Origin of the sequence: Acinetobacter sp. AG3 (assembly GCF_022343575.1) — a bacterium.
Lineage (GTDB): Bacteria > Pseudomonadota > Gammaproteobacteria > Pseudomonadales > Moraxellaceae > Acinetobacter > Acinetobacter guillouiae.
Window position 1 is genome coordinate 2,652,461 of sequence record NZ_JAKQZD010000001.1, and the last position, 16,859, is coordinate 2,669,319.

Here is a 16,859-nt window from a genome sequence, read left to right on the forward strand (position 1 = left end):
TTTTACATGCTCTCAATATTAAGTGATACACCCGCAGGCAATGGGAAAAATAATTGAACAAGAATTTTGTCCGAGTAAGACTCTCGAGTTAAAAACTTGAAAGTTACTGACATATCTTTATTGTCAATCACTTTAAATTTGTCGTGATTCAGGACTAATCTAAAAATTTCTTTGGTCTGGTTAATATTTCCAGTACTCGTATTTTTTAGAATCTTGGCCTTGATCAGATTTCTTAAAAATTGCCCTTTGGGGATCAATCCACCAGTACCTGATTGACCAGACTCACGAAAGAATCCCCCCACATCGGGATTATCTGTTTCGCCAAATGTCAGTGCATTTTCTTGATCGATAAAACCAAAATATTCAAGCTGTGCTGCACCGGGGATAATTAATGGTGTTCCCGTCCAACGGGCTAAAGTTTCTAGATAAGGATCTGTTGCGGTGTCAACATCATAGTGGCTGTGTAAATTATTCAGAAAATTAAAGCAGTCAACTAACGGGGAATTGACTGCTTCAATCATTGCAATATATTTAGGTTTCAAACGATGCTGACTAGTAATTAATTTTCTATAATCACCAATCTTTTTATCATCCACTGGTCACCTCGATTTTGATCGATGAAGGATCACAAAAAGCAACGCAGCCAAACGGTAAAATATAATCAGTGGAATATTCGACATTGTTGGCCACAATAATTATTGAGGAAACTTCATAAGTCTGGCTCTGCTCAGATCCATATAAATTGGCTGCACCTATAAGCTTGTTTTGCGTGATCTTGTCGCTAATGTCTAATGCATTTACATATTCAGCAAGTAGCTTTTTAATTGATTCTTCAGTATCAGCACTGTATGAATCATTTGTTGTGATTTGGATCTTAAAACTAATGTTTACAACATCTGGCCTATACAGCTCTATTGTTTCTGCATCACCATATACATTGACGACAATCACACTGGTATTTCCATATAAATCACATCCCATAGATTTATATTTGTGGATCAATTTTCCGATCGCTTGTGAATCACCACCATACGCAATGACACAAATCGATTTAGGCGGTAATCCATTGGCATCAGCTACTGTTTTTTTATTTTCAAAAAATTTACAGCGCGTGACATTAGGCAATTTTAGAATTGCCCCTCGCAATCCATCAGGTAAGGATTGAGATGGAATTGCGACCGACAAAGTCTGTCTTTGACGTAACTTGGCATTGGTTTCTGCATCTTGGCCAATAGAAGATGAGTTCTGATTATTTACGCTTTGCCAACCTCGAGTTGGATTTAAAATAATTTTAATGGCATTCGCTGTAGCTAGAACTGCACCCGCATTTTCTGCTGTAGCAGAAACGACAATAGAACCAGATTGCGGAATCGTAATATTTAACGGCAAGATCCATTTATTGTTATTGGTGTCCGCTACTACACCCGCACGTATTAGCGTTCCTGAAGTACCGGTGATTGTCACATCAACGGTTGAGTACGTTGCTAATGCGCGAGAAATGCCATTAATTTTGACATTGCGTGTTAAAGCTTCAGTATCAGCGGTTTTGGGGCTAAATGAATTATATGTTTTAACACATGCTGCATTCACATCTGCAATGGCTAAAGATACTACTCCTAAAAACTGACCATCTAAGCTATCATTTTCTAAGTAAACATCATTCCCATAAATGTTTTTATATTGCTGTTTGAAGTAAGCAAGTATTAGATCATACGTGGGTGCACTAATCCCATTTTCATTAATGATTGGTGCAACTGTTGTAATTGCCATTAATCATAAGCCCCTGTTACTGTAGTTTGGCCATAAATAGTATTCACAGTCATCGATACTGTTAAACGGCGAGTATCTGAATCAAGTGAACTTTGGAAAGACTCAATACTCGTTACTCCAAAGGTTTCTAGTACTCGCTGGCGTAATGTGAGTTCATATAAATTCTTAGACTGTTTTCCGAGAATTGCTTGAGACCAACCTGTGCCATCTGACGTATCAGCAAACCACTCACCAATCCATAGCTTGAGCCTTGTTTCAATTGCCTGAGCAACAGCCTCTGCACTATCAATATGAAAGTTATTTAGACCAGACCCAAAGCTGTAATCACCCTGTTCATCTTGTTTTCTATAACGCATAAAAAAAGACGCTTTCGCGCCCCTCATTTTGATGTATCTATTGTTTTGGTGGTCCTGAATTATCAGTGCCTGATTTAACCCCTGTTGTAACGTGGCTTATTAAACTCACTGTCTTGGCCACAACATCTGCAAGTGATTTGATAATGCCCGTTACAGTCAAAGTTTTTTTCATTTCTACATCACAATGAAAAATTGCCTTTGAACCGATAAAATGAATTTCTCCACCTGGTGTGATTTGAATCTTGCAACTATTCTCATCATTACGGATCTCTAGATTATCTGTAGAAATATCACTGATTTTTTTTGTTTGTGATTGTGGCCTGAAAAAAGCGAATCCATCTGATAAATCATGTTTTCGCATATCAAAGGGATTTTGAATCCCGCCTGACTGCCACCACAAATCTATATTACGATCAGCAAATGAAACTAAGCACTCATCACCTTTCTTAATAGGGTGTGTGATCGTAAAGCCACCAGCACATGGAAACATCACCGGCACATCTTGAATAACGGGTAATTCAACCGTTTCAATATCACCACTGGTGCTCATTACTGGGATCTTAATCAAAGGCTGAACATTTACCGTTACTGCTTCAGAGTCATAACTATCAATTTCGCAAGGCAAGGCCGTCCAGAAGTTTGCCAATTCAGATTTAATGGCATCTTGCATAATTGTTAATTGATCAGGTGAAAGCTCATTAAAACTTAAAGCCATTGGCTATCCCCCTGCAGTGTCAGATGGCCGATAATTATCATCAACCGCCTCAATGGTAATCCCTGTTTTAGGTACGATTGCATCAATACCAATACAAACTAAATCCGTGTACCACTCAGTGCCGCGAGTATCTCCGTGATGCTCAACTGATCTAATAAGAAAAAGGCCACCTGCATTGGTGGCCATTCTCGGATCCTTTTGGGCTTGATCTACTTCTTGGCCACCATAGGAAATATCGTACCCCTCAGTTTGTAGATTGGTCATATCGACTTGAACACGTCCGCCCCACTTCATTTTAGGATTCAACAAGCAAGAAACTTTAAGCCCCTCACTTGTTAATTGTGGCATCCCTACCATCCCCGTTGTAGGCGTAAGCACTTGAACAGGTACTGGTGTATATCCAATCACTGGCGCAATGCTTAAAGTGTCATCTGAGAAGTCTATAAGCATGTTATTTTCTTCATAGAACTGACGTAAATTCTGTTCTAACGATCCAAAAAATACACGGCCACGTGGATATTGTTGTTGGCGAAGATCCACTAAATCACCATTTTCAATTCCTTGTTTATTTGCCTCAGCGATTAAAATTTTTCCAGTGTCATCAATCGTGGTACCTGCAGGTACGCATTGATTCACTAAGGCAGCATTTTTTAATCTGTCACCGCTTTGGGCGAGAATACATAGCCAAGTATCAGTAGGATTATCTCGTCCACGGCGATATTGAAAAACCCGACCTTTGAAAACGATTTCTAAAGGACCAAGCATGTATCCACTTTCAAAAATTAAAGTAGTTTCAATACGTTCATTGTTCATTCCAGCCAAGCGATTCATTGTAGATTCACTTAGATTGTAAATATAAAATTCCGCAGCTTTTTGTGTTGAAGTGGTCGCCTGTCCAATGTGAAATACAATTTTAAAGTCGGATAGATCCAGCGCTTCAGGTTGACCATTATTAATTTGAACAGTTAATTTACACTTACGGTCCCATAGTAATGTCATGATGGATCACTCCAATACAACTGGATTTTTGAACCCAAATCATAAAACCCTTGTGACTCATCTTTATTTGAATTGGTTACAAAGAGTGAGCCTTTGATTAAGTGTTGATGTTGCTCAAGTAAATCTAGATTTGGATTCATGGCCAAACCCGAAATAATCGGATTTTCTGAACCGTCCATTACATCCAAGTACCAACAATTTAATCGATAAATGAGTTGCAATTTATAGGTAATTTTATTGAGCTGAACAGCGAACTTTTGATTTCCAATACCTAAAGGGATTTTATATAAGCCCATAATTAACTCCCAAAAATACCAGTAGCAATCTTGCTCAAAGTTGATTCATTTACTGGTGTCGCTTGAACCGTACCACCATTGGATACGCCTGCAGTAGTCGCTGGATTAGTTTGGTTATCAAGTAAAACAATTGTTTCAGAGGATTGAACTAAGAATACTTTTTTCAATGTCAATTCAATCATTAAGACATTCTCAGTTTGAAGATCCGTTGTGCATCCAAGAGATTTAATCAGCATGTTTGAATACAGACGTTTACCTGTAGAAATTACCAAAAGTTGCTTTAAGTTTTGAAGCTGTTGCAAGGTTTCATATACAGCAACAAGGCCAGTGGTTTCAGATAAAAGCGAATCACCTACTAATCCATTTAACTTGCCTGCACTTTCTGACCAACCAACTTTAATTATTACCTCAGGCGGCTCTTTATAAGCATGATCAGCCATAGGAGATCCAACCTCTGTCGGATGCTCAGTAATCACTAATTCATCTTTGTGCTTTTCTTCAATCGTCACATCAGCGAAAAGCCCCATAATTGTTCGACCACGCCCTGCTAGTAATAATGAACCTGCAATTTCGGTTAAAGGTGACGCAGCAACAGTGCCTAATGCTGTATTTAAAATCGTGTTAATTGACATATTTCACCCATAAAAAAAACCACCCTGAGGTGGTTACTGTTCATTACATAATTCTTCGGAAGGTATTTTCATAGGGTCATGCATTCCGATACTAAGCAAGACTATTTTACATTCATTAATTTTTTTAAAATGCAAAACAAAATTAGATACTAGAATATTTTTAAATGGAGACTTTAACCATGTTGGATAACCAATATGAACATGCCACAAGTTATATTTTTGAGCGCACTTTTTAATTTCATCTTTATTTTCAAAATAATATGGTACATTTTCAGATGAAGTACATTTACCTTTCCAACCTAAGAGCCCTTTTTTTTCAAAATACTCTACAAAATCCAAAACAAGTTGTTGAATAATTAGAGAATAGTCACTAAATACTGATAATAATGTCTTACCAAAGTCTACTTCATAGCTCTGAGTCTTTTTTGATGTTCTTTCGCCCACTCTAATTTCTGCTCACGTGTTAGCCCTTTTGGCATTGTATACGATTCTTCTTCTGCTAATCTAGATAGATTTTTAACATCAAAAATTGGAAATTCAGTCATTTGGCTAGTTACATTAAATTTAGCTTCAAATAATCTATTAAAGTTATCTATCCAATTAAAGTATTCTTGCATTTGATTGGATAATTCATTTTCGATAACTGGAAACATCGGTACATGTCTCCATGAAATAGCACTTAAAGCAGGAGCGCCAATAGAACCTAAAGGTTGACTCGAGTCAACAAATCTAATTGAATTAGCATTATCACTATAATTATGTAAATCACAATACCTAATATTCAGATGTCTTTCATATAAATATTTATTTTTTATATTAAATTTATCTATTCTTATAGATAGATGATATTCATTATTTACTAATTTATGCTCATTTAAAATATTTTCAATTGATGAAATTGCCAAGTCAATAGTATCGGCTTGCTCCATTAGATTTAATTCATCACATTTAGCAATCCAAATTTCTTTATATGAATCAAAGCATGCACTTACAACTATTTCGGTTAATAACCCCGAAGTAGTTGTAAAATTTGCTTCAGCTCTTGATTCCGTCAACCATCTAGTAACCAATGTGGTGGGGTTTATATTTGCTGTGTTGTTTGAATTTACATCAATCAAGCTTTGAAATTGTTGTGAAAGTTCTTCAGCATTCAATGTCATTGGTAAAAAATTTACAGTACTATACCCTTGTATACCAATATCAAGATTAGTCTTAATTTTAGATTTAGACTCTCTATTAGAAGTTTTAGAAATTTTATTCACCCATCTCACCATTTTGAGTGTTATATCGTACGATACAATAATAACATCATTTTAAAAATGCGGTATATGGTTTTAATTTACAATACCGTTAAACCGTTATTAAGTTTTGTTAAAGGTTTTAAGAATTAAGACCTTAAAAGATCAACTTAGTTAAAGGGTTTAAGGTTCAAAACCTTAAAGGGTTTAACAACTGATACCATAGATACAACTTTATGAAGAGGTGGATCAGGAAATTTGAACAACACTTATAAGTGATATTTTGCTCCCCAAATGATGTTATAAACATCAATATATGGAGTATTTTATGGCACGTAGACCAAGAAGAAATCATTCAAATGATTTTAAAGCTAAGGTAGCACTTGCTGCGATTAAAGCAGAAAAAACACTTGCTGAATTGAGTGCTGAATTTGATGTTCATCAAAACCAAATTATCGACTGGAAAAATCAACTGATTTCAGCTTCCTCGCAAGCTTTCGATCAATCAAAAGCTCCAACAGAACCACCCATCGATCTAAAAAAACTACATGCAAAAATCGGTGAGCAGGCATTAGAAATTGATTTTTTAGAAGGTGTGTTGAAGAAACTGGGCCGCTTCAACCACAAAAGTTAATCGATGACTCACTTCAGATTTCAGTATCTAAGCAAGCTCAGCTGCTGAAAGTCTCCCGTGGTTGTTATTACTATCGCCCAAAACCTGTGAGTGCATCAGATCTGAAGCTGATGCGGTGTATGGATGAGTTACATATGCAATACCCTTTTGCAGGTAGCCGTATGATGCGTGATTTGTTGAATCGTCAAGGACATCATATAGGACGACGTCATACACGTACTTTAATGAAGAAAATGGGCATTAATGCGTTATATTGCAAACCAAATTTAAGCCAGGCTAATCAAGCTCACCGCAAATATCCATATCTGCTCAAAGGATTGGCTATTCAGCGCAGTAATCAAGTGTGGTCTACGGATATAACGTATATCCCTATGGCAAAAGGCTTTGTTTATTTATGTGCTGTGATTGATTGGCATAGCCGCAAGGTACTTGCGCATAGAGTATCGATTAGTATGGAGGTTACATTTTGCATAGAAACATTAAATGAAGCTATTGAAAAATATGGTCGACCTGAAATATTTAATACAGACCAAGGCAGTCAGTTTACCAGTGATGCATTTATTGATGTATTGAAATCAAATGGCATTCAAATCAGTATGGATGGTAAAGGTCGATGGGTTGATAATGTGATGGTTGAACGATTATGGCGGAGCGTTAAATATGAAGAGGTGTATCTCAAAGCCTACAGCAATGTTTTGGATGCGAAGAAGCAATTAAACGCATATTTTGAATTTTATAATTTGAAACGACCTCATTCGAGTCTGGACAAAATGACTCCAGATGAGTTTTACTATGACCAGCTACCACAACAAAATAAGGTAGCTTAACTAGAGCAGAGTATCACTTATAAATAAGCTTTTAGTTGTTCAAACATGTGGGACCACCTCTATGAAAAAATTACTTCTATTAACAATCCTTATAAGTGGTGGGGCTTGGGCAAATTGTAAGGATTTGAACAGAATAGCTGAAAAAAAAGGCATACATTATAGAACTAAATACAGTTTCGAAGTTAAGGGACCGAAAGGACATAGAGCATACTTTCATTCTGCACCGTCGAATAAATGTAAATATTCCAAAACTTACATAATTCCATATGATTCAGTGATTGGTTATCAAGAGTTTTCGAATGATAATCACAACTGGATTTATGTGATGTATGGTTCTAAAGATAGAGTTTATACTTCTGGATGGCTTAAAGAAGATGACTTAAAAATATCTGGTCGTATAAGCCCTATTGAGTAAGCAAATAAGCACCCTTTAATCATTGCTAGTCTTTAACTACTATAGTATGTTCCTGCTAAAATTTTCAGCACAAAAACTACCATGAGAAAATTAAACTATTGAAAAATTTGCTTTTCAAAACTCTTATTAATGAAATGGTTTGATCGCATTTTAAATTACTTAAAGTTACAATCAATGCACAACATTCAAAAACTTTTTAAAATTGTATATGAAGGGGTCGAAACTATGAGCCAAGTCCGTTGTCCGTACTGTGGTAGTGTTCAAGTTAAAGCAATGTCAAATCAACCAAAAAAATATCCACGACCATTAGATCCTATTGCATTACAAGAATGGCAAAAAGGTTATGATTGTAAAAAATGTGGTAATGATTTTGTAGTAAGACCTCCCAAGCCTCTTGGTTTTTTTACAAAACTATGCGGATGGATTCTTTTAGCAATAATTGCATTTTTCGTATATGCAGCTATTTTTTCTCCAAATAAAAATACCTCTACTACCACAAAACAAGAGAAACAGTCGAAGCCTGTTGAAGTTGAAACTTCTCGTAGTTCGATACAAGATCCTTTTGAAAAAGAATCATCAAAGCAAGATCAAGACAGTATTGAAAACAGCACAGATCAAAACGATACTTTAAGCATTAAAACTACAATTAGAGAGTCCAATCAATGAAAAAATTAGTATTTCTTTCAATCTTAATCAGTAGCGGGGCTTGGGCTGATTGTGAAGATTTAAATAAATCAGCTGATGAAGATGGCATACATTATGGAACAAAATACGCATTCACTGTTAAGGGTGAAAAGGGTTACAGAGCATACTTTCATTCTGCCCCATCAAATAAATGTAAGTATGCTAAAACATTTTTAATTCCTAAAGATTCAGTTATTGGCTATCAAGAATTTTTAAATGAAAAGCAAAATTGGATTTATGTAATGTATATTGCAAACGATGGAACAGATACTTCAGGCTGGATCAAAGAAAAAGACTTAAAAATATCTGGTCGCATCAGTCCAATTGATTAAGCAAGTATGCTCTTAGCATTTCTAGCCATGACAGCCATTGAATTTTCTTGGTGACGCTTTACGGCATTAGCTGATTCGATGGGTTCTTTAGCTCCATTAATAGTCATATCAGTTTTAAATTCTTGATGAATATTGACATTTGATGCATTCATTTTTGAAATTAAATTATTGATATTTGTCTTGTCAGGATTTCCTGAAGGTGGAGCGTAAGAGTTAATAATGAGCATTTTTTGGGGGATTGAATTTGCAACTGTGCTTGGTGAATTTTTACTAATTGAAATCTGTTTCCTACTTGGTAGAGATATCCTATCCTCATCAAGTCTAGACACAACACTTTTATGCATCTTAATGCCCTTATCTACATATTTAACATCCGTTGCATAACCTGCTTTTTTTAAACTGGAATAAAATTCATTTGCGGTTTTAGAATTCTTAACATTCTGATAACGCTTACTCTTACCAACCAATTGTATATAATCTTCTGCAAAATCTTCAGGTGTCTTATACACTTTGTATGGATCATATGATTTTTCAATACTATCATATGCCTTAACTGTATCTCCTTTCCAATTTTTACCAGCTTTGATATTTCCCAGATTATTCGTTCCCTTAATAATACTCTTCCCCCAACCTGTTTCCGCAGCAAATTGAGAAATAACTAAATCTGGTTTGGTATTTAAAGCTTCAGCTATTTTTACAGCCATACCCCAATACTTTTGGATAAACTCAACTTGCTTAGTTCCTGTTGCACCGCTTTTTATCGGAGCCACTCTATTGAATGAACTTGAGTTTGAGTTATTAAATACTGCCTCTGATACTACATTCTGTGCCAAAGTGGCCACACCCACTACAGCATTAATTCCTTTTTGAATATTGCCTTGTAAACCATCAATAAAAGATGATTTATCTTGATTCAGTGGTTGTTCAATTTTAGTGGGTTTAGGAATCTGAGGGATGCTATTTTGTGAAGCTTCAGAAGTACTAGGTTTTATATTCTGAGGTTTATTTGGCTGTTGTGCAGTTTCGGCGAATTTAGCTAATTCTTTAGCATTCTTAGGCGTTTCGATCTTTGGTTGTGATTGATAACCGATTTCACCACGTTCACGTTGATCTACCCGAGTTTGAGCATCTTTATCACCAAAGAAAGCCAACCCTTTATCAACTAATCCAAAACCTGCATCCATCCCATTAGCAATAGCATCACGTGGGGCAGAAACTTCCCCATTTTCATCTGGAGTGGGATTAGTCAGCTCATTGCCTACATTAGATAAAATATCTTTTGTAGTTTCGACAACTTCCTGAACAGCGCCGACTGGATCTGAAATAATCTTTTGAACAAAGTTAATAACTTTATCTTTAATCTTATCAAGCAAATCTAAAAAGTCTTTGATCTTATTGATAATGGTATCAATGCCATTTGTCCATTTAGACCAATCAAATAACGACTTGCCACCATCACGCCATGTTTTATAGTCATCATAGAGTAAGGCCAATGCTGCAGCTAAAGCTAAAATAATGCCAATCGGTGAAGCAAGGAAAGCCAAACGGAATAGTTTTAATACGCCAATAAAGCTTTTGATCATTGGAATAAATTTAAAGATCATCCCAAACGTTTTGATGAATCCACCAAAAACTAAGGCCAACATGCCAAAGCGTAAACCTACACCAAGCATCTGCTTAATTTCGGGATTCAACTGGCTAAATGCTGAAATCCCCGCTTGTATTAACTGATTAAGCAAACGCAGAATTGGTATTAAAGCCTTGCCCGCTTGCATCACAATGACTTGAAAACCTGTTTTCGTGACCATCGTTAAGTCACGGTATTCAGTCATGAAATCATTACCTGATTTGGTCAAATCATCATTCATGCCAAGCTGTTCTTGTATCTTTTGGTATTTCTCCATGTTCGATACAAATTTACCATCACGCATGGCCAATAAGGTATTTTGATCAATACCTAATGAATTGGCATAAGCATTAGCTTGATATGCTGGCATTTGAGCAAGCACACCACTTAGATCTTTCATTACATCAACACGATCACGCATCTCACCATTGGCTTGTTTTGTATTCACGCCAAGGCTATTAATCATTCCCTCATATCCGGGGGAATTACGCATTTTTTCAGCTAAAGATTCTAATGTGCCGATGGCGCTTTCAGCATTACCACCCATTTGGCTTATAGCATTACCAAATGCGGAGATATTGGTTGCGCTTGCACCTATGCGCTGAGAAGAAAAATAAAGCTTATCTAGCTCGCTTGCAGTTTGCCGCACTGCAATCACTGCGCCAGTGGCCAAAGTCAAAAGGGCAACTTTAAGCGATGCTGATTTTAGCTCTACACGCCCCATTGCATCCTGCATTTGACCTAAACCGGTATTATCAGTTTTAAAACCTAATGCAACCATGAAGTTGCGAATTACACCTTCTTCAGCCATGAAACCACCTAATTATTTACTTTTCTTTTTCACGCTCTTCAATGATCAAATATTCATTGTCAGCAACAACATCAAGAGCATCATTCATCAATGCAATATCTGCCAAATCAACCTTGCCATTTTTTAAAGATTCAAACTTGCACATGCCTTTTATTACAGGACGTAAGAGCCAATCTTCTTTATCTGGAAGACTTTTAAAATCTATGTGGACTGTTCCTGAATGGTCGATGCCTTCATAAGCAGTCCTTGAATAAAATTTCCTAGACTGACACGAATCACAGCAACAACAAGCGGCAGGATCTGCACCATGTCGAGATCATCAAACATAATCGATTGACCACGACACACGACCGAAGAACCACGTTTCACAACAGATAAGCATTTGTGAATGATGTAATTTACATCCTCTTCAGGCATTTTGGAGAATGCATCCATTAATGGCTCTAAGGCTTGTGCTAAAGGCTCTAAATCATCAAGGTCATCATTATTACCTTCCTTGATAGAATCGATAATGGCATCAAGATCCGCTTTGGCCACCTCAGAAATGATTGGCATAAGTGTAGGAACGATCGGTGCGATTTTTCGTGATACATGAAACTGATCGAGCGCATTTAAGCGCCCGATCGTGTAATCATGCTCACCAATTGTGATGAGTTCATTCATTGATAATTAAACCTTATTCGTAAGTGCCGTATTTCATATCGACTTTGATTGAATCAAAAACCCACTCAACCATTGCCCCTGTCTTTGCATTGGTATAATCAGGGACTTTCTTAAATGCACATTTGGACGCAGTATGGTTATCACCTGAGCCTGAATGGTTCAAAGTGATGGTATTTTTGCCCCATTTACGGGTAACGCCTTTCTGAGCGTTATAAATGTTCATCAGCTTGGCATTTGCTGACGATGTTTTAAGTAGACGTATCGTGACCTGACCTGAGTTATCAGCATGTAAGGAATGCATGCCCTCACCATCTGCACCAATCGTCATGGTGTTTTTATCGCCAGCCATTGCAAATGTAATACCTTCCTCTGCAATACCTGCACCATAGCCAAGATCGATGACACCGTCAGCGCTCGTTAAAGAGCACTGGGTATCCATAAAGCTATATGTACTCATAATGACTCCTTAGCGATTGACTGCGACTAGAACATCGGCAGAGTGTGTTGCACCTGCCAACTTTGCCGCAATTTGAAATACTGGGGCTTTACGTGCTTCACGTTCCGACTGAGCTTGATCATCTAAGCTATTGGCAAATACATAAAAGCCTTTTGGTAGATAATCACCAGTATTTAAGGCCCCAAAGCTATCACCATTCCATTGCCCCTCACCCATCAAACCATTATTCATTCCCTGCTCGCATGCGCGCTCAAGTACACCACACTGACGATTTACGCCTGCAGCAGTTTGGGGAATTTTGGTTGTGTTGGCGTAGTACAGATTCCAAAGCGAATTTTCTAAATGATTTTTAAGCCAATCTAAGCCGTGGATTTCATCAATGAATGTTCCATCACACATCACACCCTCTTGTAGAATGGCTGTGTCATTGTCGTAACCTGCAAAAACATTACAGTTCTTAGCCGTCAATGCATTCGCTTCTGAGATTTTTAAATCTTCAGGTGGAATGCCCGGCAATTGCTTAAACTTAAGGGTGATTGTGGTATTAGTACCGTTAAAATTCACGCTAAATGCACGACCAAAAACTGAAGCTGCAGCATAAGCATTGGTGCTTGAAAAAATACAGAAGGTACGGCGGTACTTAGCATTGGACAATTTATAAGCAATATCGGTTTTGCTTGTTGCACTTGTTGAATCATCTACCTGAGTCGTATAACCAAACACGCGTACAGGATCAGCCGCTTCAATCAGAGAGGCAACAGATAAAACTTGCTCATCGGTTAAGTCAGATGCCACAACCAAACCGTACCATTTAAGTGAATCCAAACATGCTGTAATTGCAGCTTGAATAGTTTCAGGTGTTTGTCCATCTTTGTGCCAATAGCCAATATATAAAGTTCGAGGCTTTGGTGATTGGCCAAAATACGTCAATGCCGCTTTATATTCTGGATCATCAACGCCATAGTCTTGGCCAACCTCTTTGATGCTTGAATATTGGCGCATACGCTCAATATTATCGATCACACCACTAGTTGAACCTAGAATCAGTAAAGAGCCAAACGAACGAGGCCCTGCCGCTAATGCAGCAAGACTAATGCTGACATTGACGACATTAGAAACAGGTAATGTCATTTAAGACTCCTAATTTCGATGAGTTTTAATTTGAAAACTTTTGAATGTTTTGACCGCATACGTCCGTTTGGTCTTACGTCTAAAAGTAGCGACCAAGTCATAACGATGCACATATTGTTGGTTTAGGAAGTCGGGTGCGGTGATAATTTCATCGCACCCAACATATTTGATTTTGTGCTCACGTAATTGAGCGATGTTTTGCGGAATGCCTAGACCATCTTTAAAGATATTTGCAAATGCCTGACCACGTTGGCCATAAAAGGATAAAAACAGTTTTAAGGTTTCGTGGCGTATAGAATCCATATCCTCGTCATGCTGTTCAAACATAGGACCATCATCTGAGGTGAGCGCCTTTACTGCAAAACCACACCAATCCACGCCAACGGCGGGCATAGGTGGTGGATCTTCTTGCCATCGAGGGCGCACGAACTGACCTTGTAGAGATGTAATCCCCACAATGAAAGCTTGAAAAATATCTTCTAATTCTCGGTCATAGGCGACTGTTTGGCTTGGTGGAATATAACCACCTGTTGCAGAGTCACCCATTTTTACCCCAAAGGTTTTAAATCACAGATTGCTTTATTGAATCCACGCCCATAATGCAAATTGTCAAATACCTGAACAACATAGTAAGTTTTACCTTTCCATGTAATCTCATCTGCTTGGTGATCTTTACTTCCCGCAATTAATGGGGTTTTGGTGTGAATATTTATTGCGCCTTTAATCAGTGTGCCATCTTCTCGACGATCCATGTTTTGACCGCTATTTGTTGTCACAACGCCACTAAATTTAAAACTGTTTTCAGTTTTAACTGGTCGCCCATTATCCCCGACTTCAACCTCAATCCGCTTACAAATAAGGTCCTTCGTCATAAAGTCAGGATCTTGAAGAACGTCTGATACATCAAGATTAGGCACGTTTAATTTCCTCCTCACCACGCATCACAACATAAGTATGCGAATTACGGTATTGAGCTGTATCTACTAATGGCTTTTCAGATTTTCGCCCTCGAGCTTTACGGCCTTTGATTGTCAATGGTGCTAATGGGGCAAAATCACCCGCATTAATAAATCGTTTAACATTCATGGTGGCTTTCATGCCCGCAGATTCAAGATAGAAATACATGCGCTTGGTGTTACCAGTTAATGCAGCATCAACAGCCCATGTTAGCTTTTCAGCGATAACATCTTGAACCTCTTCAATACCAGGTACTAAATGCGGTCGTGGGGGTAAGTTCATAGCTGGGGAACCAGTTTCGAGTAAATAACCAATAGCTGCATTGGTCATACCGTCTCCATCTGTTCTGGCCTCACCATGTGGTACCCCCACCAAAACATCAGTTTTCGATAACTCAGATACAGCATTGAGAATATCGAGTAATCCGTTTCCTGTTGAAGTTACACTCATAGTTGAATACCACCTGCACCAGCCATCATCAAGAGCTCATAAAACTGAATACCAAAGGTCGTCATATTCCAATGCCCTGCATTTGTGATTAATACACCTGATACATCCATTGATTTAGATACACTATCTACTGATTTGGACGTTTCATTGCCTATGACTTTTCCTGCATCACCGCCAATACTTGAAGCATCCATCCCACGCTTGTAAAGCGTGAGATAGTGAGCGATAAAAAGAGTCAGACCATAATCAATCAAACCATCAGGATCATTAGGATCACCCCAACGTGAAACAGGCAATAGCTTTTTTCCAAGGTTCAAGTAGAAATTGAACTGAAAGGATGGATATTCATTCACATCGGCAAACATCGGCATAGATTCACGAAAGGATGATTCAGTAATCATGATTATTTACCTTTCGCGTCCGCTGCAGTGGATTGTTGAGCCTTAGTTAATTGCACTTTTAAATCTGCAATTTCTTTATCCTTGGCTTTACTCACCTTTTCTAATTCATCGATCATTGCGTCCGCTGCAGTGGACTGTGCTGTTAATGATTCAATTGCAGCATTTGCAGCATCAAGCGCAACCTGTAGCTCGCTTGAGAGTGCATCACTCGGAGTAATTGCCTGCGCATGTGCCCTAACAAACCAATGTTCTGCAATATCTTGCTCAACTTCTTGCAAGCCGGGTTGCAGTACTATAGTTTTTGCTTCCCCTTGGTCATCACGACCAAGGTTTACAGTGAGCTGCTTTGACAAAAGGATCTGAACTAACTTTGACATAGTGACTCCTTATAGCCCATCAGCATAGTAAGCGGTTTCAGGATAAACCCACTCGATCGCACCCAAACGACCAAAATAAGTGGTCAATTGACGTAAATCACGATATTCAATCGGAGTACGTTGTAACGGTACCAGAGGGAAACGAACACGATTTTCAGATTGCGTATAAGTCATCATACGATCTGTACCACCCACTCCACGTTTAACACACCACTTTGATGGTTGAATGTCTAAAGGTCGACCGTTAACGTTATTCGACAAGCTATTGAGCTTTAAGAATTCAAGGATTGAGATATTACCAGCATCACTCACAATTCGAGATGTCAGTAAGCTAAACTGATTAGGCGGTAACAATAATTTGTCAGGGCATACAGCAAAACCAGATGCCAACCATGCGTTATTTAAAATGAGGTTTACATCATCCAAGATTTCTTGAGGTGTTGATGTTTTCCAGCTTTTGTTGACGTTGGTAGCACCCACTTTTGAAGAGTTAAGTAAACCTTCCACGCCTATCATTTCATCACCGATATAGACTTGCTCGTCAATATCCATTTGATGCTTAAGCTGTAATCCTGACAATTTTTGAGAATCTACAGGACGACCAACAGCACGTGCCGACTCAAGTTCTGGGATAGTCCAACCAACCTGCATTGCCCATAAAGTCAATGGTTGTGCAGTCTTACCAATATCTAGTGCGATACCAGCAATCGCATCTGTATTTTTACCTACCCACGACTTACCATTCGGTGAAGCACCGCCTGCAGCTGCAAAACTAGAGTTGGTAAATGATGAGGTTTCATCAGCAATTGATACATCAGAGCGCAAGTCAACATCACGCCCCCATGTTACGCTCACCAATGGATCGTGCATGGTTTGGTCTAAGCGTTCTAATTCACCCAATAAGAAAGCACCAGTGCTATCCACTGTTTGAGCATCAAAGGTACGCATTCCCATTCCATTGTCACGTGTACGAGCACGAATAGGATTGCCCATTGCTACCGCCTGCGCCATGGTAGTGGCTAAGAGTAATTTACTCATATTTTTATTTTCTCCAGACATAAAAATAGACGCTTATAGCGTCCTGTTT

General features: G+C 38.2%; 24 protein-coding genes. 4 read left to right on the forward strand and 20 right to left on the reverse strand.

Translation table 11 applies throughout. The features are described from left to right. Positions 1–2: 2 nt before the first annotated feature. From L3V46_RS12385 to L3V46_RS12425, 9 genes are read right to left on the reverse strand one after another with little or no spacing between them, the layout of a single operon-like run. On the reverse strand, positions 3–596 hold the full coding sequence (locus L3V46_RS12385; protein WP_239045827.1) for a DUF2612 domain-containing protein: 594 nt from the start codon (positions 594–596) through the stop codon (positions 3–5). Beyond that, positions 589–1,770, reverse strand: coding sequence for a baseplate J/gp47 family protein (locus L3V46_RS12390; RefSeq protein ID WP_239045828.1), 1,182 nt, complete (start codon positions 1,768–1,770; stop codon positions 589–591). Before L3V46_RS12390 ends, L3V46_RS12385 begins: the two co-directional genes overlap by 8 nt. Then, on the reverse strand, positions 1,770–2,126 hold the full coding sequence (locus tag L3V46_RS12395; protein ID WP_004820911.1) for a hypothetical protein: 357 nt from the start codon (positions 2,124–2,126) through the stop codon (positions 1,770–1,772). Before L3V46_RS12395 ends, L3V46_RS12390 begins: the two co-directional genes overlap by 1 nt. Positions 2,127–2,163: 37 nt before the next feature. Continuing rightward, on the reverse strand, positions 2,164–2,841 hold the full coding sequence (locus L3V46_RS12400; RefSeq protein ID WP_239045829.1) for a Gp138 family membrane-puncturing spike protein: 678 nt from the start codon (positions 2,839–2,841) through the stop codon (positions 2,164–2,166). A 3-nt stretch (positions 2,842–2,844) separates the two neighbouring features. After that, positions 2,845–3,840 (reverse strand): hypothetical protein, encoded by a 996-nt coding sequence (locus L3V46_RS12405; protein ID WP_239045830.1) that lies wholly within the window; start codon positions 3,838–3,840, stop codon positions 2,845–2,847. Beyond that, positions 3,837–4,136 (reverse strand): hypothetical protein, encoded by a 300-nt coding sequence (locus L3V46_RS12410; RefSeq protein ID WP_239045831.1) that lies wholly within the window; start codon positions 4,134–4,136, stop codon positions 3,837–3,839. The genes L3V46_RS12405 and L3V46_RS12410 overlap by 4 nt, the downstream gene beginning before the upstream one ends. Positions 4,137–4,138: 2 nt before the next feature. Beyond that, complete coding sequence (locus L3V46_RS12415; protein ID WP_239045832.1) at positions 4,139–4,768, reverse strand: phage baseplate protein; 630 nt, start codon at positions 4,766–4,768, stop codon at positions 4,139–4,141. 33 nt (positions 4,769–4,801) lie between these two features. Next, on the reverse strand, positions 4,802–5,212 hold the full coding sequence (locus tag L3V46_RS12420) for a hypothetical protein (RefSeq protein WP_239045833.1): 411 nt from the start codon (positions 5,210–5,212) through the stop codon (positions 4,802–4,804). Then, positions 5,170–6,030: a hypothetical protein gene (locus L3V46_RS12425; RefSeq protein ID WP_239045834.1), complete on the reverse strand. Its 861-nt coding sequence runs from the start codon at positions 6,028–6,030 to the stop codon at positions 5,170–5,172. Before L3V46_RS12425 ends, L3V46_RS12420 begins: the two co-directional genes overlap by 43 nt. Positions 6,031–6,334: 304 nt before the next feature. On the opposite strand from L3V46_RS12425, the gene L3V46_RS12430 reads away from it, so the two are divergent. The 4 genes from L3V46_RS12430 (at position 6,335) to L3V46_RS12445 (ending at position 8,898) form a co-directional block, all read left to right on the forward strand. Then, positions 6,335–7,467 (forward strand): IS3 family transposase gene (locus tag L3V46_RS12430; protein WP_223235881.1). Its coding sequence is split into 2 segments (ribosomal slippage): positions 6,335–6,587 and positions 6,587–7,467, totalling 1,134 coding nucleotides; the frame shifts between segments, so codons are not numbered across the junction. A 61-nt stretch (positions 7,468–7,528) separates the two neighbouring features. Further along, entirely contained in the window at positions 7,529–7,882 is a 354-nt protein-coding gene (locus L3V46_RS12435) for a hypothetical protein (RefSeq protein ID WP_239045835.1), read from the forward strand. Positions 7,883–8,107: 225 nt separating this feature from the next. Next, on the forward strand, positions 8,108–8,548 hold the full coding sequence (locus L3V46_RS12440) for a hypothetical protein (RefSeq protein WP_239045836.1): 441 nt from the start codon (positions 8,108–8,110) through the stop codon (positions 8,546–8,548). Further along, positions 8,545–8,898, forward strand: a complete 354-nt coding sequence (locus L3V46_RS12445; RefSeq protein ID WP_239045837.1) for a hypothetical protein — start codon at positions 8,545–8,547, stop codon at positions 8,896–8,898. The genes L3V46_RS12440 and L3V46_RS12445 overlap by 4 nt, the downstream gene beginning before the upstream one ends. On the opposite strand, the gene L3V46_RS12450 is transcribed toward L3V46_RS12445, so the two are convergent. Genes L3V46_RS12450 through L3V46_RS12495 form a run of 11 tightly spaced genes read right to left on the reverse strand, consistent with a single transcriptional unit; the run spans position 8,895 to position 16,810 of the window. Beyond that, positions 8,895–11,336 (reverse strand): glucosaminidase domain-containing protein, encoded by a 2,442-nt coding sequence (locus L3V46_RS12450; RefSeq protein ID WP_239045838.1) that lies wholly within the window; start codon positions 11,334–11,336, stop codon positions 8,895–8,897. The genes L3V46_RS12445 and L3V46_RS12450 overlap by 4 nt on opposite strands. 16 nt (positions 11,337–11,352) lie before the next feature. Further along, positions 11,353–11,481, reverse strand: a complete 129-nt coding sequence (locus L3V46_RS22850) for a hypothetical protein (protein ID WP_265596885.1) — start codon at positions 11,479–11,481, stop codon at positions 11,353–11,355. A 56-nt stretch (positions 11,482–11,537) separates the two neighbouring features. Then, positions 11,538–11,999 (reverse strand): phage tail assembly chaperone, encoded by a 462-nt coding sequence (locus L3V46_RS12455; protein WP_105712880.1) that lies wholly within the window; start codon positions 11,997–11,999, stop codon positions 11,538–11,540. 13 nt (positions 12,000–12,012) lie between these two features. Continuing rightward, positions 12,013–12,456 (reverse strand): phage protein, encoded by a 444-nt coding sequence (locus tag L3V46_RS12460; protein ID WP_239045839.1) that lies wholly within the window; start codon positions 12,454–12,456, stop codon positions 12,013–12,015. Between the two features lie 9 nt (positions 12,457–12,465). Further along, entirely contained in the window at positions 12,466–13,587 is a 1,122-nt protein-coding gene (locus L3V46_RS12465) for a DUF3383 family protein (RefSeq protein ID WP_239045840.1), read from the reverse strand. Positions 13,588–13,596: 9 nt separating this feature from the next. Beyond that, positions 13,597–14,133 carry a hypothetical protein gene (locus L3V46_RS12470; protein ID WP_239045841.1) on the reverse strand — a complete coding sequence of 179 codons (537 nt, stop codon included), beginning with the start codon at positions 14,131–14,133 and terminating at the stop codon, positions 13,597–13,599. A 2-nt stretch (positions 14,134–14,135) separates the two neighbouring features. Beyond that, positions 14,136–14,504, reverse strand: coding sequence for a hypothetical protein (locus L3V46_RS12475; RefSeq protein WP_239045842.1), 369 nt, complete (start codon positions 14,502–14,504; stop codon positions 14,136–14,138). Continuing rightward, positions 14,497–14,994 carry a hypothetical protein gene (locus tag L3V46_RS12480; protein WP_239045843.1) on the reverse strand — a complete coding sequence of 166 codons (498 nt, stop codon included), beginning with the start codon at positions 14,992–14,994 and terminating at the stop codon, positions 14,497–14,499. The genes L3V46_RS12475 and L3V46_RS12480 overlap by 8 nt, the downstream gene beginning before the upstream one ends. Continuing rightward, the gene (locus L3V46_RS12485; RefSeq protein ID WP_239045844.1) at positions 14,991–15,395 is read right to left on the reverse strand and encodes a DUF4054 domain-containing protein; all 405 of its coding nucleotides are present in this window, start codon (positions 15,393–15,395) and stop codon (positions 14,991–14,993) included. The genes L3V46_RS12480 and L3V46_RS12485 overlap by 4 nt, the downstream gene beginning before the upstream one ends. A gap of 2 nt (positions 15,396–15,397) precedes the next feature. Further along, on the reverse strand, positions 15,398–15,772 hold the full coding sequence (locus tag L3V46_RS12490; protein WP_239045845.1) for a hypothetical protein: 375 nt from the start codon (positions 15,770–15,772) through the stop codon (positions 15,398–15,400). 9 nt (positions 15,773–15,781) lie between these two features. Then, the gene (locus L3V46_RS12495; RefSeq protein ID WP_239045846.1) at positions 15,782–16,810 is read right to left on the reverse strand and encodes a DUF2184 domain-containing protein; all 1,029 of its coding nucleotides are present in this window, start codon (positions 16,808–16,810) and stop codon (positions 15,782–15,784) included. Between the last annotated feature and the right edge of the window lie 49 nt (positions 16,811–16,859).